Annotated in this window: 18 protein-coding genes; 5 read left to right on the plus strand and 13 right to left on the minus strand. The window is 49.4% G+C overall.

Annotated features, from left to right (window positions below; all coding sequences use genetic code 11):
• Positions 1-11: 11 nt before the first annotated feature.
• From DWX33_RS06050 to DWX33_RS06080, 7 genes are all read right to left on the minus strand, one after another.
• The gene (locus DWX33_RS06050; protein ID WP_008779695.1) at positions 12-770 is read right to left on the minus strand and encodes a hypothetical protein; all 759 of its coding nucleotides are present in this window, start codon (positions 768-770) and stop codon (positions 12-14) included.
• Between the two features lie 34 nt (positions 771-804).
• A complete protein-coding gene (locus DWX33_RS06055) occupies positions 805-1,899 on the minus strand; it encodes an endoribonuclease L-PSP (RefSeq protein ID WP_122144209.1) in 1,095 nt (364 codons plus the stop codon).
• An 11-nt stretch (positions 1,900-1,910) separates the two neighbouring features.
• Entirely contained in the window at positions 1,911-3,686 is a 1,776-nt protein-coding gene (locus tag DWX33_RS06060) for a YncE family protein (RefSeq protein WP_122380015.1), read from the minus strand.
• Between the two features lie 17 nt (positions 3,687-3,703).
• Positions 3,704-4,501, minus strand: coding sequence for an IclR family transcriptional regulator (locus DWX33_RS06065; protein ID WP_122380016.1), 798 nt, complete (start codon positions 4,499-4,501; stop codon positions 3,704-3,706).
• A gap of 165 nt (positions 4,502-4,666) precedes the next feature.
• On the minus strand, positions 4,667-5,155 hold the full coding sequence (locus DWX33_RS06070; RefSeq protein WP_008772444.1) for a Dps family protein: 489 nt from the start codon (positions 5,153-5,155) through the stop codon (positions 4,667-4,669).
• Between the two features lie 154 nt (positions 5,156-5,309).
• Positions 5,310-5,993 carry an outer membrane beta-barrel protein gene (locus DWX33_RS06075; RefSeq protein ID WP_034531327.1) on the minus strand — a complete coding sequence of 228 codons (684 nt, stop codon included), beginning with the start codon at positions 5,991-5,993 and terminating at the stop codon, positions 5,310-5,312.
• Positions 5,994-6,128: 135 nt separating this feature from the next.
• Complete coding sequence (locus tag DWX33_RS06080; protein WP_005863058.1) at positions 6,129-6,617, minus strand: Dps family protein; 489 nt, start codon at positions 6,615-6,617, stop codon at positions 6,129-6,131.
• A gap of 481 nt (positions 6,618-7,098) precedes the next feature.
• Here DWX33_RS06080 and mfd point away from each other — a divergent pair, with 481 nt between their 5' ends.
• The 5 genes from mfd to DWX33_RS06115 all read left to right on the plus strand — a co-directional run bounded on the left by mfd (position 7,099) and on the right by DWX33_RS06115 (position 17,728).
• A complete protein-coding gene (mfd, locus tag DWX33_RS06095) occupies positions 7,099-10,461 on the plus strand; it encodes a transcription-repair coupling factor (protein WP_008779688.1) in 3,363 nt (1,120 codons plus the stop codon).
• A 27-nt stretch (positions 10,462-10,488) separates the two neighbouring features.
• The gene (locus DWX33_RS06100) at positions 10,489-12,390 is read left to right on the plus strand and encodes a long-chain fatty acid--CoA ligase (protein WP_122380017.1); all 1,902 of its coding nucleotides are present in this window, start codon (positions 10,489-10,491) and stop codon (positions 12,388-12,390) included.
• 390 nt (positions 12,391-12,780) lie between these two features.
• Positions 12,781-13,608, plus strand: coding sequence for a DUF6261 family protein (locus DWX33_RS06105; RefSeq protein WP_122380018.1), 828 nt, complete (start codon positions 12,781-12,783; stop codon positions 13,606-13,608).
• Between the two features lie 179 nt (positions 13,609-13,787).
• A complete protein-coding gene (locus tag DWX33_RS06110) occupies positions 13,788-16,376 on the plus strand; it encodes a DUF5686 and carboxypeptidase-like regulatory domain-containing protein (protein WP_122380019.1) in 2,589 nt (862 codons plus the stop codon).
• 56 nt (positions 16,377-16,432) lie between these two features.
• Positions 16,433-17,728: a Na+/H+ antiporter NhaC family protein gene (locus DWX33_RS06115; protein ID WP_005863068.1), complete on the plus strand. Its 1,296-nt coding sequence runs from the start codon at positions 16,433-16,435 to the stop codon at positions 17,726-17,728.
• Positions 17,729-17,879: 151 nt separating this feature from the next.
• Here the strand turns inward: DWX33_RS06115 and DWX33_RS06120 are convergent, their stop codons facing one another.
• From DWX33_RS06120 to nikR, 6 genes are all read right to left on the minus strand, one after another.
• On the minus strand, positions 17,880-18,848 hold the full coding sequence (locus tag DWX33_RS06120; RefSeq protein WP_122380020.1) for a hypothetical protein: 969 nt from the start codon (positions 18,846-18,848) through the stop codon (positions 17,880-17,882).
• A 6-nt stretch (positions 18,849-18,854) separates the two neighbouring features.
• Positions 18,855-19,397 carry a ferredoxin domain-containing protein gene (locus DWX33_RS06125; protein ID WP_057326475.1) on the minus strand — a complete coding sequence of 181 codons (543 nt, stop codon included), beginning with the start codon at positions 19,395-19,397 and terminating at the stop codon, positions 18,855-18,857.
• Positions 19,398-19,468: 71 nt separating this feature from the next.
• Positions 19,469-21,583, minus strand: a complete 2,115-nt coding sequence (locus tag DWX33_RS06130) for a KamA family radical SAM protein (protein ID WP_122380021.1) — start codon at positions 21,581-21,583, stop codon at positions 19,469-19,471.
• 123 nt (positions 21,584-21,706) lie between these two features.
• Positions 21,707-22,102, minus strand: a complete 396-nt coding sequence (locus tag DWX33_RS06135) for a response regulator (protein WP_009275015.1) — start codon at positions 22,100-22,102, stop codon at positions 21,707-21,709.
• 131 nt (positions 22,103-22,233) lie between these two features.
• Entirely contained in the window at positions 22,234-24,105 is a 1,872-nt protein-coding gene (locus DWX33_RS06140; protein ID WP_122380022.1) for a TonB-dependent siderophore receptor, read from the minus strand.
• 92 nt (positions 24,106-24,197) lie between these two features.
• Positions 24,198-24,599 (minus strand): nickel-responsive transcriptional regulator NikR, encoded by a 402-nt coding sequence (nikR, locus tag DWX33_RS06145; RefSeq protein ID WP_005857797.1) that lies wholly within the window; start codon positions 24,597-24,599, stop codon positions 24,198-24,200.
• Positions 24,600-24,631: the final 32 nt, after the last annotated feature.

The following is a 24,631-nucleotide window of genomic DNA, read 5'->3' on the forward strand; positions in this document are numbered from 1 at the left end:
CCTAGAGGTTTTTATAAAGCGGCCTTCTGGTTCGTGAAACGTAAGCCAGCGTTGTCGTGATAGCATGCCCACTCATCTACGATAGCGCCTTCCGGACCTGCCATCATAAAGTGGAATGTCTCCAATTTCTTCAGACGTAATACGTCGCCGACCTTCTGAACCACGAAATTCTTGCTCTTGATCGGTCCGTGTCCAGCAGGGATAGCCGGTGCGTTCGGAGTCTCGTCACCTACCTCAGAGAAGTTGTATACCCAACCCTTCTCTACCATCCAAGACTCATGTTTAGCCGGGAAGTCAGTCTTTACGTGAGCATGTTCCGGAATCATCTGGCCCGGCAACAAATAGATAGCGTGAGCGAAATACTTATACTCCGGATCGTTGATCCAGAAAATACCCCCCATACCTACATTCTCGAAATCACCCAAACCAAAGTCTGTCACCCACATATCTTTCGCCATCAACTCCGTGAAAGGAACATCGTAGAAAGCAAACATATCTTTCATCGCTTCCATAGCGACATCTTGTTGGAACTTGCCGTCTTTATAAAAATCGGCGTTCGTGTACTTCTTTGAATAAGCCATTGTTTTATTTTTTTGATTGTTAGTATTACATGCGTTCGTGCATTCTTTGCGGCAAGTTCCTTCCGGACAATTACCCTCCCCGTTAGCGGCGCAACAAGTAGCGTCTGTCGTTGTCTTTCCCGTACATGCGACCATAGATGCCAACGCCAATCCCATAGCCGCCATTTTCATGTTCAAACCTTTTCTCATTTGTTTCTGTGTATATTTGTTAGTACTATTTGTTTCAACGTATCGCTATTCCCTCGATCTCGATCAATAACTCATCCCGGCAAACGTCGGCCCACATATAAGAGATCGGGATATTTAATCCGTAGGTATTCATCAAACGCTCAGCCTCCTCGTAGTCGGATTTATTCTTCAAGTAGACTCGTAACTTAACCAATTTAGCGTCAGCGATCAGTTCCGCTATATTTTCCATCGTGATCCGTAGCTGACGTTCCAGACCTACTCCCTTCAAGCTCTCCTCACCACGGATAGCGGCTGTACCGGAGATATAAATCAATTTACGATCCTGAAAAGACATACTCTTGGCACGCTCGAACTTAGGGGTCGTCTTCTTTTGTCGGGCAACTTCCAGTACTTGTTCCGAATACGCATGGGCAGCCACCTGCAACTTATTATCGATCGGCGTAGCGAAAGCGTCCGGCGTAGTAAATACGGCAGCATCCACATCAATCAAGATACCTCCCAGATTCGCCCCGATACCCGTAGCGGCAGGATAACCATTCGTCCATTCCGTTTTACTATAAAAATCAGACCGGGCGTTATTAAACGCTTGATAATGCTGATCCTGACCGTCGAAAGCTGTTATACGCTCGATATAATTCCACTGACGGATAATGCTATTCAACGGAAAACCCTCCCGACGGAGCACATCCCCCAATAACCGGAAAGCTTCCACCGACTGAGGCTCTATACCAAAATGGAGTACATCCCCTTGAAAACCGCCGGCAAAAAGGAAACGTCCCGAGACATTCTCCAACAAGACATAAGGAACACCTTGATAATGACGGAAAGTAATCCGATCCTGCGCATCGGGCACATAGCTATGTACCTCCATCAGCAAAGGAGCGTTCAGCGGCGGTTGGGAGACATAGCTCAAAGCCGGTTCGCAATCCCCATAATACCGACGGATTTTCTCCCGCAGCAAAACCCGGCGTGCCACGTATTCCTCATTCGTACCCGGAGTACCGAAAAAGGCCAGTCTCATGATCACCTCGTTTTGAGGTAATTGAGACAATAGATCGTCCACCATAACCGCAAACTCAGCCGGCTCAGTGTTTAATATCGTATAATGTATTTTCTCACAATAATTCATATCCTTTTATTTTACAGGGAGTTTACATATTCCGTTAATGCCTCGACATCTTTCTTGGAGACCTTTTTATCGATACCATGCTTATGGACCTCGAACACCTCTTCCATGGTAGCCGCACGCCCATCAAACAGATAAGGAGCCGTACGCCAAACCTCAATCAAAGTAGGAGTGTCCCACCCTTTCTCAAATTCGATATCCTCGCCGATACGGTGCATCTTCATATCCGTATAATAAGGACCGCTATGACACTCGCCACATTTCAGTTTCTCAAACACCTTTCTTCCCTCTTTCGCCTTATCCGATAATTCCCCATTTACTAAATACGGACTAGGCACCGGACGCAAGGATTTCATATAAGCGTCCACACATTTCGCCATTTCCTCTTCTGGCTCAAAAAACTGGATGAACTTAAAACCGGCACGTACCGCATATTCCGCACTCTCACGAACACCCGAGATCATGCTTGGGGGAGTCACATGCGAATACAACATGCTCTTACAATTCTTCGAGTTACCAACTCCATCATTCATCAAGTCCCAGTTCATCCCGTCCGTACGGGCATCCCCCGGATGGCAACCATTACAACTCTGCCAGCCTTGATAACAATGATTCGCATCGTTAAAATATTTCTCGCCCTTGTTCTCCGGCGTTTCCGTACGACCCGGATTCATGTCGGTAGCCGTTACCTCCAATGTATTTATATCGACGATATTCAAAATATCGGCGAAATAAGTAGGGATTATCAACTTATCTCCCGAAAATATAAAATTTCGAGGACCGTTTCCTTGTAAGGGAACTCGCTCACGAAGTCCATACAAGAAATTCAAGTCGTAATCCAGACGGCTCTTATCCTTATAAGACTCAAACTTCGCCAACATCGCCGGATGATCGATCACGCTTACCTCATGCGTACCGCTATGCGTGATAAAGATATGCTTGTCATCGCAAGCGATACTCCAGATACCGGCAGCGCCACGATCCGGCTCGTCCACCAATACCGCCCCAACGAATTCCTGCTTCGCCACATCGATCACGCTGAAAGCACTCGTGTTCATCCAACCTTGTTGAAGTTGGGAAGTAGGTACCGTGAATCGTCCCAAGTTATGAGACACGTATATATATTTCCCATCCGGCGTGATACACATCCCCCGTAAGGCATTGCTACCATTCGCCAATTGGATATCTTTCACTTTCGTAAACCCATCCATCTCGATTACCGATACGCAAGCGGCCACCACATCTACGTCCGCCCGCTGCGAGGGCAAGAAATTCGTGACAAACATGTATTTACCATCCTTGCTGAATACCGCCGATTTAGGCTCACGCAACACTTTCACGCTCCGGACTACCTTGCGCATCACCGGATCCACCTCGACCACCGAATTATCGAACTGATTACATACATATATATGTTTCTTATCCGGTCCGAACATCGGATGGCAGGCTCCCGATCCTGTCGGTATGGCCGATTCCACCCTACCCGATTCCAAGGAAAGCACTTGTAAACGGCCAGTCTTCTCGAAGGTCGTCACATACACCTTATCCCCATCCGGAAGCAATCCGGTCGGGATCTCATCAAACGGAAACGAATGAAGCAAGCTCTTACCGTCCGCTGAAAAGATATCCAGATGTCTCGTTCCTTTCTGTGTCATTAATAGCTCCCCCTTCGCGTTTAATACGGCATCCGTAGTAAAGAAAGGTGGGTTGCCGGCTGAAGCGAGAGAAACGCAACAGCCGACAAGACAAGCCACCAATGAGTTTTTTATCAAGTATTTTCGTGTGTTCATGGTATATTTTGTATTCCTTATTTTCTAAATCCTAGTTCGTTCGAGATCACCCCGGCAACCTCCTTGATCACCTTCACCGTATTTTTCACCACCTCTTTCGATAAGCGGTCTTTCGGGCCGGAGATCCAAATCGCTCCACAAGGATATCCCGTATAATTAAAGATCGGGGCGCCTACGCAGATCACGCCGCTCAGCTCCTCTTCATTATCCATGGCATATCCCTGTTTACCAACCTTCTCCAATTCCTCCAAATAGGCCTCACGAGAAGTGATCGTCCGGGAATTATACCGTGTAAACGTCATGTAGGACAGGTAGCGATCTCGCACCGTCTTCGGCAAATAAGCCATAATCGCCTTTCCGGGAGCCGAACAATGCAACTCAAACGGCTTTCCCGGCGACAGGACGAAGCGGAACGTATGATGTCCTTGCGCTTGTTCGATAAAAATCCCTTTCTCATCTCCCAAGACACCAAAGCAAGCGGTCTCTTTCACTTGATCACGTAAATCACGCAAATGTGGCAAGACGGTCTCTAAAAGATTGTGTTCATTCAAGGATCTGAAACCAAGAGTCAATAATTTTCGGGAAAGTTTATAGCGTTTCGTGTCTTCACTAAAATTAAGATATTCCAGCCGCACCAATGTATTCAAAATACGGTAAGCCGTGGTCTGCGATATATCGAGCGCCGACTTAATATCTTGCAATGTTTCCCCCGCCGACCGCAAGGAAAGGTACTCAAGAACTGCAATGCCCTTCTCTAAATTAGGCACTTTATAGTTCTCATCCACTTTTTCCATATTTGGTAGCGTGTTTTCCATATTTGAAATTGCGTTTCAGATTTGAATCAAATATAGCAGTGATGAATTTAAACAAGATACGAAATATGTAAAAAGGTGTTAAGTATGTTGCAGAGCATAAATATCATAGAACAAAAAAGCCGGAATCTCTTCCGGCCTTCTTTAAACGCAATGAATCTACTATTATTATTTCTTGCAATCGCAAGTTGAGTAGGCTACTAACATCCAGACCAACTTCTCCTGTTCTTTCAGATAATCGCTCATCAAAGCGACCGTAGCCTCATCGCCTGCCTCAGATGCCAAGGAAAGAAGTTTACGCTCCTCACCGATCAGATGACCGTATGTATCAAGAATATTCTTTAACGCCTCGTCACCACAAGATACGCCTGATACCTCTTTTACACGGGCTACTTTCAAATACTCGCTGAACTTGTTCTCCGGCTCGCCTCCCAACATCAGGATACGTTCCGCCAACTCGTCAACCTTCTCGGCAGCGTTGTTGTACATATCCTCGAATTTACCATGAAGAACGAAGAAACCATGTCCCTTAATATTCCAGTGGAAACCACGAAGGTTCGTATAGAATACTTGGTAATCCGCCAATAATTGTTTCAAGCTTGCTACTACGTTACTTACCGCTGACGCGTCTAAATGAAGATAATCTAATGTTTTCATACTGCTATTTTTTAATTGTTATACTTTTCGTTTTTCTTATATTGCAAAGATATGGCAAATATAAACAACTGTCAAACAGATAATTCCTATACATATATAGATAAAATCTATATTTAAACGATCAGCAAGAAGACTTGCGATAGAACTTGGGTTTCTATTTACCCAATTTAAACTTATATCCTGCGGTAAGAGCCAAAGTATGGTAATTCGCCTCGATCGATCCTCCCTTATACTCTTTACCTAACGATACATCATAGCCAAAATTGATAAAGCATTGTTTTATTTCCACACCTACAGTGGCACTTATCCCCCAATCAAAAGCACGAAGCCCTTCACAGGGATCATGGGTATAAAACTTAGCGGATTCTTCCGAAGCGACAGACCATCCCCCGAACATTCCTTTATCCAATACGCTTACGGCTATATAAGGGCCTACTCCAACATTCAAACGAATATCCTCAGCTAATTTGAATGAGAAATTAGCCATAATCGGTAATTGCAAGAAATTTCGTGTCACCTTATTTGAGTAATCATACGCATATCCATACGGATCATAAGTAGGTCCCGGCACTGCCCACCAATAACACCCATATCCATATCCGGGAAATTTGTCATTACTATATCCCCTTTGCGTATAATACAAACCTGACTTCAGAGAGAGAAATTCCGGCTTCAACTGATATTCCACTCCTACCCCAATCTTCCAACTCGGTTTCCAATCAACCATTGGACCCGCCTTCATCACTGTCATACCCGCTTCCGGAACTACCGACCACTGGGCTTGTACCGATATTACACCCAACATTAACACCATCGCAAATAATACAACTCTTTTCATATACTTTTTATTTTGATAAAATAATCGAACGACATATATGAATAAGACATGAAACAATAAAAAACCCCTATTGGCACCAACAGAAAAAGGCCGGAATCACTTCCGACCTTCTCCAAACGCAATGAATCACCTTTTTTACTTCTTGCAATCGCAAGTTGAATATGCTACTAACATCCAAACCAACTTCTCTTGTTCTTTCAGATAATCGCTCATCAAAGCGACCGTAGCCTCATCTCCCGCCCCGGATGCCAAGGAAAGAAGTTTACGTTCCTCATCGATCAAATGACCATACGTATCAAGAATATTCTTTAACGCCTCGTCACCACAGGATACGCCTGATACCTCTTTTACACGGGCTACTTTCAGGTACTCGCTGAACTTGTTCTCCGGCTCGCCTCCCAACATCAGGATACGTTCCGCCAACTCGTCAACCTTCTCGGCAGCGTTGTTGTACATATCCTCGAATTTACCATGAAGAACGAAGAAACCGTGTCCCTTGATATTCCAGTGGAAACCACGAAGGTTCGTATAGAATACTTGGTAATCCGCCAATAATTGTTTCAAGCTTGCTACTACGTTACTTACCGCTGATGCGTCTAAGTGGATATAATCTAATGTTCTCATAATTGCTACTTTTTAATTTGTTATACTTTTTGCTTTTCTTGTACCACAAAGATACGGCAAGTATAAGTAGCTGTCAAACAGATAATTTTTATATCAAGATAGAGGAAATTTATTAAACTATTCCATACAATAAGTATGCAAATGACATGAATACATAAATAATTGGATACTAACATTTTAAAAAGACGATTATCATTTTCGAAAAACACGTACGTGTTTTTTTGAAAAGTCGTACATGTTTTTCGGGAAACACGTACGACTTTTTACAGAATCATACGGCAAGGAACTAGAACATACATAAAAATATACGATAAGTCTCCCTTTTTCAGGGGGCCCAAAAGCATTTCCCCCAAAATCCCCTACTCGAATTATCGCTGTGGTTTTAGAGAGCCGTAAAAGTTACTTGATAAAGAAAGAAACCGGACGAACACCTATAAAAACTTAAGCAAAAAGGTTACCTTTGCGGAAACAAGATTTCGCTTTGGAAGTACAAGAATTATTGAAACTATATGCCGCTCACCCGCAAGTGACGGCGCTGGACACCTTACTGAAAAACGATACGTCCCGCAATATATTCCTAAAGGGACTGAATGGCTCGGGTCCGGCAATGACGATCGCCTCTCTTTTTACGAAAGGAAGGGGAAGTTATGTGTGCGTGTTGAACGACCAAGAGGAAGCCGGCTATTTCTATCACGACTTGATGCAACTTACCGCCAGCAATGAGGTATACTTCTTCCCATCCGCTTACCGGAGGGCCATCAAGTACGGGCATGTCGATCCGGCGAACGAGATCCTGCGCACCGAGGTACTCAGCCGGTTGCAAGACCCGGACGCCTCTTTCGTGATCGTCACGTATCCGGACGCCTTGGCGGAACGAGTCGTGGCCCGGGAGGTATTGAAGGAGAATACCTTAAAGATCAGCGTGGGCGAGAAGCTGGATAATATGTTTGTCTCCGACGTGCTGGACGAGTATGGCTTCGAGCAGGTCGATTATGTATATGAGCCGGGGCAGTACGCCCTCCGTGGCAGTATCCTCGACGTTTTCTCTTTCTCCAACGAGTTTCCCTACCGTATCGACTTTTTCGGCGACGAGGTGGAGACCATCCGTACGTTCGACGTGGAGACGCAACTCAGCAAGGAGAAACTGGACAGCATCTATATCGTACCGGAGATGAGCAAGAACGCCAAGGATAGTACTTCCTTGCTAGGCTCCCTTCCCCGGAACACCTGCATAGCGGCGAGAGATCTCGCATGGTGCAAGGAGCGCATCGGAAGCGTATGGAACGACGATCCGGTGGTAGCCGACGAGGAATCCTTCGCCGATATCGACCAGATGCGGAAGAAATTAGTCCGGGGCGAGGACTTCCTACGGGAGGTCTTGGATTTCCGTCGCATTCATTTCGGGGCACGGCCGATGGGAACGGCGGACGCTACCATCCATTTCTCTACGCAAACGCAGCCGATCTATCATAAGAATTTCGACCGGGTGAGCGAGTCGTTCCATAAATACCTCGACGAGGGCTATACATTATATATATTGAGCGATCAAGAGAAACAAGCCAACCGTATCCGGATGATTTTCGAGGATAGGGGCGACAATATCCCTTTCACCGCCGTAAACCGCACGATACACGAGGGATTCGCCGACGATACGCTACGCATCTGCTTTTTCACCGACCATCAATTGTTCGACCGCTTCCACAAGTTCAACTTGAAGAGCGATAAGGCACGAAGCGGAAAGATTACCCTTTCGCTCAAGGAGCTGAACCAGTTCTCGCAAGGGGATTATATCGTACATATCGACCATGGCGTAGGACAGTTCGGAGGCTTGGTACGCACCGAGGTGAACGGTAAGATGCAAGAGGCCATCAAATTGATTTATCAGAATAACGATATTATATTCGTCAGCATCCATTCCCTGCATAAATTATCGAAATACAAGGGGAAAGAGAGCGGCGAGCCGCCTAAGTTGAGTAAGCTCGGCACAGGCGCTTGGGAAAAGATGAAGGAACGTACCAAGGCGAAGGTGAAGGATATCGCCCGGGACTTGATCCTCCTCTATTCCAAACGCAAGCAAGAGACGGGTTTCGCCTACACGCCGGACAGCTTCATGCAGCATGAGCTGGAAGCCAGCTTCATCTATGAGGACACGCCGGACCAGATGAAGGCTACCGCCGAGGTCAAGGCGGATATGGAAAGTACCCGTCCGATGGATCGGTTGATTTGTGGAGACGTTGGTTTCGGAAAGACCGAGGTGGCTATCCGCGCGGCATTCAAGGCGGTATCGGACAATAAGCAGGTGGCCGTGTTGGTACCCACCACCGTACTGGCTTTCCAGCATTACCAGACGTTTTGTGAGCGCTTGAAGGATTTCCCTTGCAAGATCGATTATATCAGCCGGGCCCGTACGGCCGCGCAAATCAAGGCTACCTTGAAAGAGCTGAAAGAGGGCGAGGTGAATATCTTGATCGGCACCCACCGGATCGTCGGCAAGGATGTACGTTTCAAGGATCTGGGCTTGCTTATCATCGACGAGGAGCAGAAGTTCGGGGTATCCGTCAAGGAGAAGCTTCGGCAGCTGAAGGTGAACGTGGACACCTTGACAATGACGGCCACCCCGATCCCCCGTACCCTACAGTTCTCCTTGATGGGGGCCCGGGATCTTTCCAGCATCACCACGCCACCGCCCAACCGTTATCCCGTGCAGACGGAGGTGGAGCGTTTCAATCCCGATATCATCCGGGAAGCGATCAATTTCGAGATGAGCCGGAACGGGCAGGTGTTCTTCATCAACAACCGTATCCAGAACATTTACGAGATGGAAGCCTTGGTACGGCGGGAAGTCCCCGACGCACGGGTAGCCGTGGGGCACGGGCAGATGGAGCCGGAGAAGCTGGAGAAGATCATCCTCGATTTCGTGAATTATGAGTATGACGTATTGATAGCCACCAGTATCGTGGAGAGCGGCATCGACGTGCCTAACGCCAATACGATCATCATCAACAACGCCCAGCAATTCGGGCTTAGCGACCTCCATCAGCTACGCGGACGGGTAGGACGAAGCAACCGGAAAGCCTTCTGCTACCTCCTTTCCCCGCCCCTCACCTCGCTGACGCAGGAGGCACGGCGCAGGTTGCAAGCGATCGAGAACTTCTCCGAGCTGGGTAGCGGTATCCATATCGCCATGCAAGACCTCGATATCCGGGGGGCCGGCAATATGTTGGGGGCCGAGCAAAGCGGTTTCATAGCGGATCTGGGTTACGAGACGTACCAGAAGATCTTGGAGGAGGCGGTAGACGAGTTGAAAAGCGAGGAATTCGCCGATCTTTACGCCGATAACACCGAAGGGCATCGGGATACGGGTAGCGAGTACGTCCGGGAGACCTATATCGAGAGCGATCTGGAATTGATGTTCCCTCCCACCTACATCCCCAACGACTCGGAACGTATTTCCCTATACCGGGAGTTGGATAATATGGAGGAGGAACGTGACATCCTCGCCTTTACGGAGCGCCTGAAAGACCGCTTCGGCAAGATACCGAAGGAGGGCAAGGAGTTGATCCGGATCGTGCGCCTCCGTCGCATGGCCAAGAAACTGGGTATGGAGAAGGTGATCCTGAAGAAAGGGCAGATGAGCCTCTTCTTGGTGAATAACCCGGACAGCCCGTATTACCAAAGCGAGGCGTTCGGCAAGCTGCTGGGCTTCATCCAAAAGCATCCCCGTGAATGCAACCTCCGGGAGCAGAATGGCAAGCGAAGTATCGTGATCAAGAACGTCCCTACGGTGGAAGCGGCATGCGGCTACCTGCAAGAGATGGAAAAAATAAACTCAACCAACTTTTGACACATCCTCTTACAAACACGAAAAGATATGGAAAAGAAAACGATTATAGACCTTTTTGAGAGTTCAGCCAAGCGATTCCCGAGTAATCCTTTTTTATGGGAGAAGACGGGCAAGCGATTCGAGCCAACCACTTACGCCGAGGTTCGCGACCTCGTCTATGAGGAAGGCGCCGGCCTCATATCGCTGGGTGTGCGAAAGGGGGATAATATGGCTTTACTGAGCGAAGGGCGCAACGCGTGGATCATCGGCGAGCTGGCCATGTTCTACGCCGGGGCGACGAACGTGCCCCTATCGATCAAGCTGGAGGAGGCGAACGACCTCCTGTTCCGTCTCGTCCACGCCGACGTGAAATATATCATGGTATCGGGCCAGCAACTCAAGAAAATCCGGGCGATCAAGGATAAGCTCCCCGCCGTACGGAAGATCATCGTACTCGACGAGCAAGCGGAATACCAAGACCGTGAGATGCCGCTGTCCGAGATACGCCGGATGGGGAAGGTCTATCTGGGTATTCATCCGCTAGAGGAGTTCTTGGCGATCGGGCAATCGCTGGGCAACGATGATTACGCCACCATCACCTATACCTCCGGCACGACCGCCGATCCGAAAGGCGTGATCCTCACCCACCGCAACTATACGGCGAACGTGGAGCAAGCGCTCACTTGCGTGGATATAGACGATACGTGGCGTACGTTGGTGATACTCCCGCTGGACCATTGCTTCGCCCACGTGGTAGGATTCTACATCTTCATGTCGAAGGGAGCCTCGGTAGCTACCGTGCAGGTAGGGCGTACCGGTATGGAGACCTTGAAGAATATCCCTATCAATATAAAGGAGTTCAAGCCGTACCTGATACTGAGCGTCCCCGCCTTGGCGAAGAACTTCAAGAAGAATATCGAGCAGGGTATCCGGGCGCGAGGCAAGAACGCCGCCCGCCTTTTCAACCTAGCCTTACGGATCGGTTATATCTATAACGGGGATAGCGACGAGGAGGAAGGAAAAGGCTTCCGCGTCCTCTTGAAGCCACTGGTCCGTTTGTTCGACAAGCTATTGTTCGCGAAAGTCCGTGAGAACTTCGGGGGCGAACTGAAGTTCTTTATCGGAGGGGGCGCCTTGCTGGATAAGGACTTGCAGAAGTTCTATTACGCCTTGGGAATCCCGATGTACCAAGGATACGGGCTGAGCGAGGCGACACCGATCATCTCGACCAACGGCCCCCGCCGCCATACCTTCGGCAGTAGCGGCGTATTGGTGCGGCCCCTCGACCTAAAGATCTGCGACATGGACGGCAACGTACTTCCTCCGGGGGAGAAAGGCGAGATCGTCATCCGGGGAGAGAACGTGATGGCCGGCTACTGGAAGAACCCGGTATCGACGGCCGATACCGTAAAGGAAGGTTGGCTGTACACCGGGGATATGGGATATATGCGTGACGGGCTTCTTTATGTGTTGGGGCGTTTCAAGAGCCTGCTGATCGGAAGCGACGGGGAGAAATACAGTCCGGAGGGTATAGAGGAAGCCTTGGTAGAGCATTCCTCTTGCATCGACCAGCTGATCCTGTACAATAACCAGAGTCCGTACACGACCGCCCTGTTGGTCCCTAACAAAGAACGGTTGAGGAAGCATCTGGCCCACCAGAATCTGGACCTTACGAGCGATCAAGGCCGGGAAGAGGCCATCCGTATCATCCAGCGCCAGATCGACCGTTTCCGCAAGGGAGGCGACCTGTCTAGTATGTTCCCGGATCGTTGGTTGCCGACCACCTTCGCCATCCTCCCCGAGCCTTTCACCGAGCAAAACGGCATGGTAAACAGCACCATGAAGATCGTCCGGGGCAAGGTAGAGAAAGCCTACGCCGCCCGTATCGCCCAGCTCTATACCCCCGAGGGGAAGAACCCGCTGAACAAGTGGAACAAGGAGGCGTTGTAGAGACGCGGCGTGCTCGCCTACTCCATGCGCCCCCGGGTAAGGCTCCCTATTTATCGCGAGGCCCGGCCACCAAGGTTGGGCCTCGTATTTTCTAAAGATTCCACCGCGCACCTGCCGCGAGGTGCCGCATTTCCCCAAGATTCGACCGCGCACCCGATGTACCCCCCGTATTTTTCCAAGATTCGACCGTGCACCCGCCGCGAGGTCTCGCATTTCCCCAAGATTCCGTTTCGCGCCCGATGTAAGCCCCGTATTTTCCCAAGATTCGACTTTTCACCTGCCGCGAGGTCGAATCCGCGAAAAATACGGTAGTTTCCAGAGCTATATCCACCGATTTGTCTTACCTTTAGCCAGTATTAAACCTGATCATGGATCTAAATCAACAAGAAAATGGAAAAGATTACAAAAGTAAAAGACATTAACATCACGAAATTGAACAACGCCGAGTACCGAACCTTCATGGCCCGCTACGGGAACCTGCTCGCAGGTGGCGGAGGCGACTCGGAATCTCCCGACGAGATCAGCTTCGACCCGAACGACCCGCTGGGCATCCCCCAAGAACTTCGTACGGCCTTCGCCACCGATTTCGCCCTGTTGACCGACGCCGTGAACCAATCCTCGGCCAGCGAGGAGACCGCGCAGATGTCCGCCCTCGACAAGGAGAGGGATGATCTCTTGATCTTCATTACTTCCACTATTACCCAAATGACGAAAAGCCCGCTGGCGGCGCAACGCACGGCGGCCGAGAAGCTATACCTTCCCGTGAAGCCCTACATCGGAGCCGCACGCCTCGCCAACTTGCAGGAGACGGCCGCCATCGAGGGCTTGCTAGTAGACCTCGACAAGGCCGGGATGCCCGAGGCGCTGGCGGCGATCAACCTCACCGAAGTAGTAGCAGCGCTGAAAGAAAAGAACAAGCAATACGCCACGCTCACCGAGCAACGCGCCAACGCCAAGGCGGACGACCCCCTAGAGAGCGCCAAGAAAATCCGCCTACGCATGGACGAGGAATACGACGAGATGTCCACCTACGCCTTTGCGCAAAGCGTGGTGAAGCCCACTCAAGAGACCGCCGCCTTCATCAGCCGCCTCAACGCGCTGGTCGACGAGATGAACGCCCTCTACAACCAACGCATAGCGCAGGCGAGGGCCGCAGCCGCCAAGAAACAAGAAGGCGACAAGCCCGCTACCGACAGCGACTCGCCATCAGAGATATAAAATAATGAAGATCTTTTTCGTTAAATAATGAAGCTCGCGTTTTCTACCGCCGGGTTTCCCATCGAGCGGTGGGAAACCCGGTGATTAATGATTATTAATAGCCTCTCCCCCCTCCCTCCCACGAAAAAAACATACCTTTGCCAACAGTATTATCCGTGAAGGAATAACGAGACATTTACATGATAAGATCTATTCGCTATATCACTTTGCTAGTCCTGTTACAATTCGTGACCGGCATTTCCGTCCTATACGCCCAGAGCATAACTTCCGCGTCCGGAATCGTGAGAGACTCCGTAAGCGGGGAACCCCTATCCTACGTATCCGTCATGTTCGAGAACTCGACGATCGGGGCGATGACCGACGATGACGGGGCTTTCAGCCTCCAGAATGACAAAGGGCTTACCCGGCTGGTCGTATCCTCGCTTGGATATGACAATAAGGTCGTAAACCTAAAGGCGGGGCAAAAGAACAACGCCCTCAACGTGCTCCTCCGGCCTACCTCGTTCGAGATTGCCGAGGTAGTCGTCAAGCCTAAACGTGAGAAATATTCCCGCAAGGACAACCCCGCCGTGGAACTGATCAAGAAAGTCATAGAGCATAAGAACGACAACCGCATCGAGGCGAAGGACGAGTACCAAAGCGAGGTGTACGAGAAGCTCAGCATGTCGCTGGACGACTTCAACCCCAATCTCGAGAAGAATAAGTTCCTGAAGAAATTCAAGTTCATCAAGAACTATCTGGATACCTCGGAGTTCAACGGGAAACCGATCCTGACGATCTCCGTCCGTGAGACGATCTCCGACCAATACTACCGCAAACATCCCAAGGCGGAGAAGACGATCACCAAGGCCAAGCGCCAGCAGGGTATCGACAAGACCTTGGACGATGGAGGCGCCATCACCGCCAACCTTGAGGAGATATTCAAGGGCGTCAATATCTTCGACAACAATATCAATATCTTGTTGAACCGTTTCGTGAGCCCGCTGTCTTCCACGCTGGCCGTCTCCTATTACAAATATTATATCATGGATACGGTGGACGTTGCCGGAGATAAATGTGTGGATCTCGCCTTCGTGCCCGTAAACAGCCAGAGTTACGGCTTCACGGGCCGCTTGTACATCACGCTGGACGGTAATTACGCCGTCAAGAAATTCCTCTTGAACACCCCGGCGAACATCAACCTCAACTGGGTGGACAAGCTCCGGATCGAGCAAGAGTTCAAGCGGATGCCGGATAGCACTTGGGTGCTCGCCAACGAGAATACCTACGTTAATTTCTATATCGTAAAAGGGGCGCAACAGCTCTATGCCCACCAGCTAAGGAATTTCGATAAGTATCAGTTCGACGTGCAGAACGCCGACTCGATCTTCGGCCTTCTCGGCCCGATCCATGAGTTGCCCGACGCCACCGCCCAGACCGACACCTTCTGGATACACAACCGCCATGTCCCCTTGAAAGAGAAAGAGAGCGCCTTGGATGACTTGCTGGCGCAACTCCGCAAGGTACCGGCTTTCAACGTGATCATCAAGACCGCCGAGATATTGATCACCGGTTATATCCCGACTACGGCGGACAAGGATAAGAGCAAGTTCGATTTCGGACCGATGAATACCACTTTCAGCGCCAACCATCTGGAGGGCTTCCGCATGCGTGTGGGAGGTATGACGACGGCAAACCTCAACCCGCACTGGTTCGGTAGCGGTTATCTGGCCTATGGCGTAAACGACCGTAAGCTAAAGTATAACGCCAAGCTGACGTATAGCGTGAACAAGAAGAAATATCACGAGGGAGAAAGCCCGGTGAACAACATCTCCGCGATCCAAGAGTACGACGTATATACGCCTGGTCAGGACTTCCTCTTCACCAGCAAGGATAATATGTTCGTGGCATGGAAGGTGGGCGAGCCCGTCACCATGATGCAATACATCCGCAAGACCATGCTCCAGTACCAGAAGGAATGGCTGAATGGCCTGACCCTTACCACTTGGGCGCGGAACGAGAACAACGAGGCGGCCGGAACGCTCCGCTACGACCGTTACGACGCCGACGGGACATTGACGAACCTAAAGAGTTTCACCAACACGGAGCTAGGGACCCAGCTTCGTTTCGCCCCGGGCGAGCGTGCCTATAACGGACGAGAGGGTAAGAACTCGCTTTTCAACCTCTCGAAAGACGCTCCCGTATTCAAGCTATCCCATCAAATGGGATTGAAGAACGTGTTGGGGGGCGACTTCAACTACAACCATACGGAGATCAGCGCCGAGAAACGGATCTGGCTCTCTTCCTTCGGACATATCGACGCCTTGGTGACGGCGGGCAAGGTATGGGACAAGGTTCCTTTCCCCTTGCTCATCATGCCGAATACCAACCAGTCCATCACGATCCAGCCGCAAGCCTTCAACATGATGCGTGCGCTGGAGTTCGTAAGCGACCAGTATGTTTCGTTCTACTTCACGTATTATATGAAGGGATGGATCTTAAACCGTATTCCCGGCGTGAAGTGGCTACGTTTGCGTGAGGTGATATCGTTCAGCGGTTTCTACGGAGGACTGACCGATAAGAATAACCCGGCCTTGGACCCGACGGGACTATACCGCTTCCCCGAGGGAACCTCGCCGATGGGCCGTACGCCTTACCTGGAGGCCAGCGTAGGTCTGGAGAACATCTTCAAGATATTACGGATCGATTATTACCGCCGGTTGACGTATCTGGACCAACCGAATATCAAGAAGGGGGGCGTGCGTATAGCGCTGCGGTTCTCCTTCTAAGAGAAAGGACGTAGAGAATTGACAGTTGACAGTTAATTTAAGAGAGATAAGAAAAAATGGGGGAGTTGGAACGCAGACCGAACGCTTGGGCGTTGACACCGCTGGTGGTATTCTTATTGACTTATTTGGTGGTATCTATCGTGGCGGGAGATTTCTATAAGATGCCAATAACGGTAGCCTTCGTCATCTCCTCGATCGTAGCGATAGCGATCTCCAAGGGAGGCAAATTAAGCAACCGCATCGAGCAGTTCTGCCGGGGGGCGGCCAACAGTAATATCATGCTGATGGTATTGATCTTCATCCTCGCCGGGGCCTTCGCGCAGACCGCCAAGGCGATGGGTGCCGTAGACGCTACCGTGAATCTGGCGATGTCCATCCTGCCCGGTAACCTGTTGGCGGCCGGAATCTTCCTAGCCGCTTGCTTCATATCCATCTCGGTAGGTACGTCGGTGGGCACGATCGTGGCCTTGGCCCCGGTAGCCGTCGGTATAGCGGACAAGACGGGGATGCCGGACGCCCTTATGCTGGGTGTCGTGGTGAGCGGCGCCATGTTCGGCGATAACCTGTCGTTCATATCCGATACGACTATCGTAGCTACCCGCACGCAGGGTTGCCAGATGTCCGATAAGTTCAAGGTGAATATCCGTATCGCCCTCCCGATAGCGATCCTGACCGGATTGATATACGTGCTGGTGGGAAGCGGCGTGGAGAACGCTTACGCTCCGGCCCCGATCGAATGGGTCAAGGTGATCCCTTATCTAGTGGTATTGGTAACCGCCGTTTGCGGGATCAATGTCATGCTGGTGCTATTCATCGGGATCGTCCTGTCCGGTATAGTAGGTCTGTGGACCGGTAGCTTCGATATCTGGGGCTGGAACGCCTCCATGGGACTAGGTATCACGAATATGGGCGAGCTGATTATCGTGACGCTTCTGGCAGGAGGCATGTTGGAGATGATCCGTTATAACGGGGGTATCGACTGGATCATCCGCAAGCTTACCTCCCGCATCCATTCCTCCAAGGGGGCCGAGATGAGCATAGCGGCCTTGGTAAGTTTCGCCAACCTCTGCACGGCCAACAATACGATCGCCCTCATCATGGCCGGCCCGATCGCCAAAGATATAGCGGACCGGTTCAAGATAGATCCCCGCCGCAGCGCCAGCCTATTGGATATCTTCTCTTGCTTCGTACAGGGAATCATCCCCTACGGCGCCCAGATGTTGATGGCCGCCGGACTCGGGCATGTCTCCCCTATCGAGATCATGCAATATCTTTACTACCCGTATCTATTGGGAGCAGGCGCCTTATTGGCGATCTTATTCAATTACCCGAGGAAATATACACTCGTATAGGCTGCCCGTCCTTACGAAAAAACACAATAGTATTCAAAGCAAAAAGACTATTGTGTCCGGGATTGAATACTATTGTGTTCGCTGATGAATACTACTGTGTTCAGGTGGGAACACGGTAGTGTTTGGGAGCGATGGGAATACCGCTGTCGGATTAGCCGAACAAATCCAGCGTAAGCTGCTTCTTCGCGGCTTCCAGTTTACGAAGATGCCGCTTGCCTTGAGGGGTGACGATCTCCATCTTATCGAAACGGGTACGTATCACCGTAGTCACGGTATAGCTCACGTTGACCACCTCTCCTAGCTCCGACAGACGGCGGGCGATCTCCAAGACGCAATCGATGCACATGCCGCTCGTGAACGAGATCTTGTCCTCGAACATCTGTTTCTTGAAATCCTCATCTTGCATATAGAAATCGATCGTCTCGCCTCCCTTGTTGTAGATACCTTTCCACCGATACTTACTATCTTTCAGTACCGGCGAGATGATCTCTATCGTGGCCTTATTATCCTTGACCGTAGGCAGATCGTCGCTACGCAAGATAAAATAATCGAACTGGTCCCGTTTCACCTCCAGCGAACCGGAACGGTTACGATCCTTCTCGTTCAACTCACGTACCGAGATTTTCGTCACCTTCGGATACCCTTTCAAAGCCTCGTAGAAATTAGACTTACACTTACAGAAACGGGGCGAGGCGTTCAACAGGTCGATCAAGCGGTGTGAAGGCGTAGCCCCCGCAGTCTTCAGCCGTAGTTCACGGCGTAACTTGAACAGCTCACGCTGCATCTCCTCCTCGTCCGCCGGCGTACGATCCATCAGCGGCTGTCCACCCACCGACAAAGAAGGACGGGTCAATATCTGCATCACCAAGTTCAACACGATAGAGATAGAGCGGCTACTCTCCCCAGCCACGCCCAGCTTCTCACGGAAACCACCCTCCTTATCGTAAGGCTCGTTGTAAACCGTCAGCTTCACGTCCAGCATATCCGCCAAGGAACGTATCAGCGTAAGAATCTCCTTCTCACACCGGTGCTTGGTCATGGCATCCATATAATTGGATTTATTATTAAAGGAATAACGTATCTCCAGCTTATTCGCGAATTTTAGAATAGAGTCACTCATTTGTTTCTAGTTTTTCGGTTCTTCTTTCGGTTTACGATCAAAAAACGGGTTCTTCGACGAGGCGCTGACCGGTATCGCCATCACGCATTTACAGTCTCCCAACAGCCCCAGTCGTTGGGCCGCCAAGCCGGCGCTGAACATGACACGAGTATCCACACGCAGGTCCGCCGCCGTAGCGCAAGCCGAGCCGATAGCGATACCCAGATCGACGGAATTAATAGCGCACGGAACCAAGTCCGGCTTCTCCACGCAGGTATCGAAACCACAATGGGCGCAGTTCAAGCCTTGTACTTTCTGGGAGGTACCGATAATCACCACGGCATCGGCACTCTTTATATTCTCGGCGTCACGGAGCAGGAACTTGAATCCGGTCTCGGCCGCTATCTGGATCATCTCATCGGACAAGCGCAAGATATCCCCATCCGTCACCATCGCTATCTCTATGATATCAATACCCTTGCCTTTAGGAGCCGTGCGAGCGGCTGTCATCATACGGCGTGCGGCCTGTAACACAAGCTCATGCCTGATTTCTCTTTCGTTCTGTATCATATCCTTCTAAATTCAGTGAAACAAAATTAAGCAAAATATACGAAACCAAGGCAAACATATGAGGATAGAATTCATAATTCAAGATTAGTCATTCGGTCCGTGGCCTTAAAGGGATAAGCCGGGTATTCATAAATACTGAAGCGAGGCTCCGTCTCTCCCTCGCAATAATTCCAGATCGTACGGTACTCATTGACATCCTCGCCCATCTCCTTCAATTGCCTAAGGTAAGCGGCCACGGATTTATTCTCCACGATATAAACCTCACCCATTTGATCGATAATCGGGCTATGCCGACGGCTCCCGTCGTGATCGAACTTAAGAATCCGCTTTCCCTCGGAAGTCAGGCCTATGGTATGGAAAGTCATGCTCTTACCAATAGCGGGCAAGTTCAATACATTACGATCCGTACCTGCGAACAACAACCCGTTTTCCTTCAGGAAACGAACCAAACGCTTGCCTAAAGGACGTTGGTTACGGATCATATCATACAACTCCGCCTGTTTCTCCTCCGGCACCTGCCCGAAGATCTTCTCCTCACGAGCCTCTTGCAACGAGCGGCTATTCGGGGTGTAAACCGCATAATTCTCCAGGAATCCTTTCACGGAGAACGTATAATAGCAAACCACCCCAAGGGCGTTTAAGGTCTGCCGTAATTTCGCCGTATGTCCCTTACGGGAAGCCGAAACCGTATATACCAACTGATTCGTGATCGTCCAGCCCGCCGCCAAGATCGCCTCGATAGCGTGCCTCGCCTCCGGTGTCACCTCTAGTGGAGACTGGAAATGCGTTTGTATATAGAACTGGCTCACGCCGATAGCGGAAGCCTTCTCCTTGAACTCCCTCAATATACCGACCAACTCATCGGTCACACGCAGCGGAAGATAAGCCAGCAACCGGGAACCTAGCCGTACCCGTTGCAACTCGGCGTACTTCTCGCCCTCCGGACGGCTCTCGTTCGCCTTCCGTTTCCGCACCGCCATCTTATATACCGCCTCCAATATCTTACGCAAGGTAGCGTTCTGGCTCATCAAGGCATCCCCGCCCGTTATCAAGATATCCCTCAGTTGGGCGTCTTCCTCAAAATAACGCATCAGACGACGTAACTTCCGGTCCCAACTCTCCTTAGGCTTCAGAGCCTCGAAATCGAAATTCAACCGCTCGCTCTGGAAATCATACATGCGCTGGCAAGAAGCGCACAATCCACCGCAGGCACGCCCCATCGAATCGGGGATCAAGATCGCCACCTCCGGATACCTCCGGTGTATATTATGTCCCTCCGGCAATAGCCAACCCGCCGCGTTCGGCTCATCGGCAACGACCATGTCTTCCTTTTCCCACGCCTTAATGCTTCCATACGTATCTACCAGCTCGTTCGAGTACATGATGTACGATCGCACCGTAGCGTCGTCATACCCCTCATGTTCTATATTTAATAGGGAAAGATAATAAGGAGTCACAAAAAAGGGCATCCCCTTCTTTTTGGCACGGGCCAATAAGCTCATCGTCTCGTCCGACAGGGAATATCCCAAAAAGAAGTTCAATTCCGTAGGACTCTTGATCGCCATCGACAAATGGAAACGAGCGGTATTCCACCATTCACGTACCCGGGCCTCTTTCTCCTCATAGGAGATGCCCTCGGCGAACTGAAAACGTGACGAAGGGCTATGGCGTCTTTCTATCTTCTTGATCAAGCAAGAGATGATACGCTCCTTGTTCCTCTCACGGATAGCGATTACCTCCGGGTCGAGCCCGGTCGGCCAGCGGCTCATCTGCCTTTTCACCAATGCCCGGTCCGGTAGGATCTCAACCGGATATTCCAATAAATCAAACTGATGGTATAGGTCAATGAATAAATCAGGAGAGACCTCATTTTCCAAATGGCCGGTCAGGAACTGCCAAAGATAAGTGACCGTCCGCACCGGAAGACGCTCGCCCGTAGACAGCTCGTCCACGAAAGTATCATCATGCTCAATCAAAAGAAGGATACGTCTCGCCACCGCCATTCCTACGTTTTCTTGGGTACTTTCCTTTTCCGTGAGCCGGGATAAAATAAGAGAACGCAAAGCATCCTTAAAATACTTTGCGTTCTCACTTTCTTCCGCTAAGGTCACTAACCAAGGGAAGCTCTGATTATATACTTTTTTTAGTTTAGAAATGTCGGATACAAGATGTTCTTTTTTTATCATAAGCATGTCATTTTTGTAGATTAGAATACATTTGTAAAGCGCCCTCTTGACGATTTTCTACAAAAATAACAAAAAATACGGCAAAATGCCGTTTATACAAATCTAAAACATCTTAATAAATCCTTACCATACGATCGACGGACAATACTGCGATATCGTATTTTTCAATACCTTTAGATTGATCGGCTTCGTGATAAAACCGGAAGCCCCGGCTTCTTTAGCGGCTTCCATATCAGAGTCGAATACATAAGCCGACTGCATGATTACGGGGATATCTTTCGATAGCTTACGGATTTCCTTCAAGGACTCGATACCCGTCATCTCAGGCATCTTTATATCCATCAAGATCAAGTCCACCTCGTTTTCCTTAAAGAGAGCCAAAGCTTCCAAACCAGTTTTAGCACGGATCAAATTACAATATTTATGTAAAATGGTCTTCAGAAGTAAATAATTACTTTCCTCATCCTCCGCGATTAGCAACGTGGGCTTTCCTCCACCCAAATCATTTTTCACATCCATATATATAACGTTTTATTCTTTTAATCAAAATCAAATAAACTCTGATGAAGCAAAGATAAAACAAATATTAGAAAGTAGACATAAAATTCAAGGAGATATGAGTATTCGGGGAAGTTCTTTTTCCACCCATGCTAGAAAGTTACGTCTATACCTCCCATAAATATCGCCTTCGGCATCGGGAATCCTTCGTTGATGGAATAACGGGTAGCCGTTAAATTCTCTCCTTTGACAAATAGATTCAAGCCTTTATCACGTGTACCGAAACGGTAGGCTGCCTTCGCGTTCAAAACCGTGTAATCCTCTTTCACCTTGTCCGCCGTATCGATATAAAGGTCGAAAATGGATTGTACGTTCACGTTGAAAGTGAAACGTCCCGGGGCATACATCACGCCAGCGAAAAATTTATGTGCCGGAGCCGCCAGCAGGGCCTTGCTCGTATGCAAATAGCTATAATTCATATCGAGGCTCAAATTCTTGAGAATCTGGTAACGGGAATCGAACTCGATACCTTTATTCGTAAAAGTACCCGTATTGACATTCTTAGGCCGTCCGTCTATACGTGTCGTCTCGATCATATCCTGCCCGTCGATAAAAAAGGCAGTCAACTCCGTAAACAAGTTGCCGTCCAAAAATGTCTGCCCGATGGATACCTCGTAGTTCATCATGCGCTCCGGTTTCAAATCTGGGTTCTGAGGCGGGAACATGTACATCTCCCGTATATTCGGACTCCGGAAGCCTTTCGACAAAGAAGCCTTTATCACGTTCCCCTCGAACGGACGTACCGTGAAGCCGGCCTGCGGAATCCACTCGCCGCCGAAGATACTGTTATGCTCATAACGAACCCCGGCGTTCAAGCTTACCTTGTCAAACAGATCCTGCTGCATGATAACGTATCCGGCTACCTCGTTCACGGTCTTATTCACCAACTCATTCTGGTTACCATTGATACTATCCTGCCATGCGTGACCACCCCAGTTCTTATAATCGATGCCGACCGTAAAACTATTCCCTTTCACCAAGCGGAAAGACTGATAAAGCAAGAAACCGGCGTTATGATCGTCCGAATAAAACAGATAAGGATTAGGCGTCCCGCCCGGATTATACCCATCATCAATCCTATGATGGCCCCAGTTGTAGAAAGCACGAAGGGCACCACTTGTCTTCCCGTAATTATTTTCTAAAGCGAAGGAGGTAGTACCTCGCAGGATATTCATTATATTATCGATAAGCGGATTTGTTATCTCTCCCGGGTTCTGGTTCTTGAACTTAGCTAAGCTTACGTCTCCCGTCACCTTATAATGATCATCAATCTTATATCCTAACTTAGCGAAACCATTCGTGATATGGAACTTCGAATCCGGACGATGTCCATCCGTGCGGTCATGATTCAATGAGATATAACTACTAAAGTTACCGATATTGTACCCATTATTAATCATATATTTCTGGGTGTTATACGAGCCGTACATGATACGGGCTTGTGTACGTCGTCCCGGCCGATTATGCTGGCGGGTAATGATATTCACGACACCTCCCATAGCGTTCGAGCCGTATAACAAGGAACCCGGGCCACGGATCACCTCCACCCTTTCCACGTCCGAAGCCACATAGGTATCCGGAAGCGAATGGCCGAATATACCGGCCCATTGAGGCTGTCCGTCGAACAACATCAAGACCTTATTACTCTGTCCGACACCCCGGATATTAACCGTCCCGGCCGCTCCCTCGGAGACGCCAAAACCTGTAATCCCTTTTTCCGTGACAAACAGCCCGGGTACTCGCTCCGACAATACGGGAAGCAACGCCGATTCACTGCTAGCCTCAATCTCTTCCCGTTCGATGACCGAGATAGATAACGGCACACTGTTCCGGTTCACATGGATCTTGTTGGCGGAAACCACCACCCCTTTCAAATTGATCAGACTGTCAATCTCTGCCGGATCTATCGCAAACGCCATGGAGCCTATCAACAGTCCGGAAACTAGTAAAAGTTCTTTTCTCATATACTACTTACATCTATAATATTTATCATTTTAAACATCCCGTAGTGGCACGTTCACCAGAAAACGTGTTACCAAGCCTGCAAAAAAAAGCATTAATCCGCCCGGCTCATCACCAACTTACCATGCTTAATGCCTTTGATTGTCGTCAACTTATCCGACAATTCTGTCAAGCGGTGAGCCGTTCCCATCACCGTCACTATATGCAAGCAAAAATTCTGATTGATATAATACTGGGAAGACGACAAGATCACATCCTTATAATTTTGTTGGATACCCGTGATTTTCAAGGAGATCTCTTTCTTGACTTGGTCATACATGATCACGATCGTCCCGGCTACGATATGGTTGCATTGCCATTTACGTTCGGCTACATTCTTCTCTATCAGAAAACGAATCGCCTGTGAACGATTGGCGAAGCCATTCTCATTCACATATTGATCCAATGATTCCAACAGATTGTCTTCCAAAGAGACACCAAAACGTTTTAAAGACATAAACCCTTTTTTTATAATTTTCGATGTCAAAG

This window comes from Parabacteroides sp. AF19-14, assembly GCF_003635485.1.
Lineage (GTDB): Bacteria > Bacteroidota > Bacteroidia > Bacteroidales > Tannerellaceae > Parabacteroides > Parabacteroides distasonis.

Coding starts and splice junctions, on each gene's coding strand:
- DWX33_RS06050 (WP_008779695.1), bottom strand. CDS start 770: ATGAGAAAAGGTTTGAACATGAAAATGGCGGCTATGGGATTGGCGTTG.
- DWX33_RS06055 (WP_122144209.1), bottom strand. CDS start 1,899: ATGAATTATTGTGAGAAAATACATTATACGATATTAAACACTGAGCCG.
- DWX33_RS06060 (WP_122380015.1), bottom strand. CDS start 3,686: ATGAACACACGAAAATACTTGATAAAAAACTCATTGGTGGCTTGTCTT.
- DWX33_RS06065 (WP_122380016.1), bottom strand. CDS start 4,501: ATGGAAAACACGCTACCAAATATGGAAAAAGTGGATGAGAACTATAAA.
- DWX33_RS06070 (WP_008772444.1), bottom strand. CDS start 5,155: ATGAAAACATTAGATTATCTTCATTTAGACGCGTCAGCGGTAAGTAAC.
- DWX33_RS06075 (WP_034531327.1), bottom strand. CDS start 5,993: ATGAAAAGAGTTGTATTATTTGCGATGGTGTTAATGTTGGGTGTAATA.
- DWX33_RS06080 (WP_005863058.1), bottom strand. CDS start 6,617: ATGAGAACATTAGATTATATCCACTTAGACGCATCAGCGGTAAGTAAC.
- DWX33_RS06100 (WP_122380017.1), top strand. CDS start 10,489: ATGGAAAAGAAAACGATTATAGACCTTTTTGAGAGTTCAGCCAAGCGA.
- DWX33_RS06105 (WP_122380018.1), top strand. CDS start 12,781: ATGGAAAAGATTACAAAAGTAAAAGACATTAACATCACGAAATTGAAC.
- DWX33_RS06110 (WP_122380019.1), top strand. CDS start 13,788: ATGATAAGATCTATTCGCTATATCACTTTGCTAGTCCTGTTACAATTC.
- DWX33_RS06115 (WP_005863068.1), top strand. CDS start 16,433: ATGGGGGAGTTGGAACGCAGACCGAACGCTTGGGCGTTGACACCGCTG.
- DWX33_RS06120 (WP_122380020.1), bottom strand. CDS start 18,848: ATGAGTGACTCTATTCTAAAATTCGCGAATAAGCTGGAGATACGTTAT.
- DWX33_RS06125 (WP_057326475.1), bottom strand. CDS start 19,397: ATGATACAGAACGAAAGAGAAATCAGGCATGAGCTTGTGTTACAGGCC.
- DWX33_RS06130 (WP_122380021.1), bottom strand. CDS start 21,583: ATGATAAAAAAAGAACATCTTGTATCCGACATTTCTAAACTAAAAAAA.
- DWX33_RS06135 (WP_009275015.1), bottom strand. CDS start 22,102: ATGGATGTGAAAAATGATTTGGGTGGAGGAAAGCCCACGTTGCTAATC.
- DWX33_RS06140 (WP_122380022.1), bottom strand. CDS start 24,105: ATGAGAAAAGAACTTTTACTAGTTTCCGGACTGTTGATAGGCTCCATG.
- nikR (WP_005857797.1), bottom strand. CDS start 24,599: ATGTCTTTAAAACGTTTTGGTGTCTCTTTGGAAGACAATCTGTTGGAA.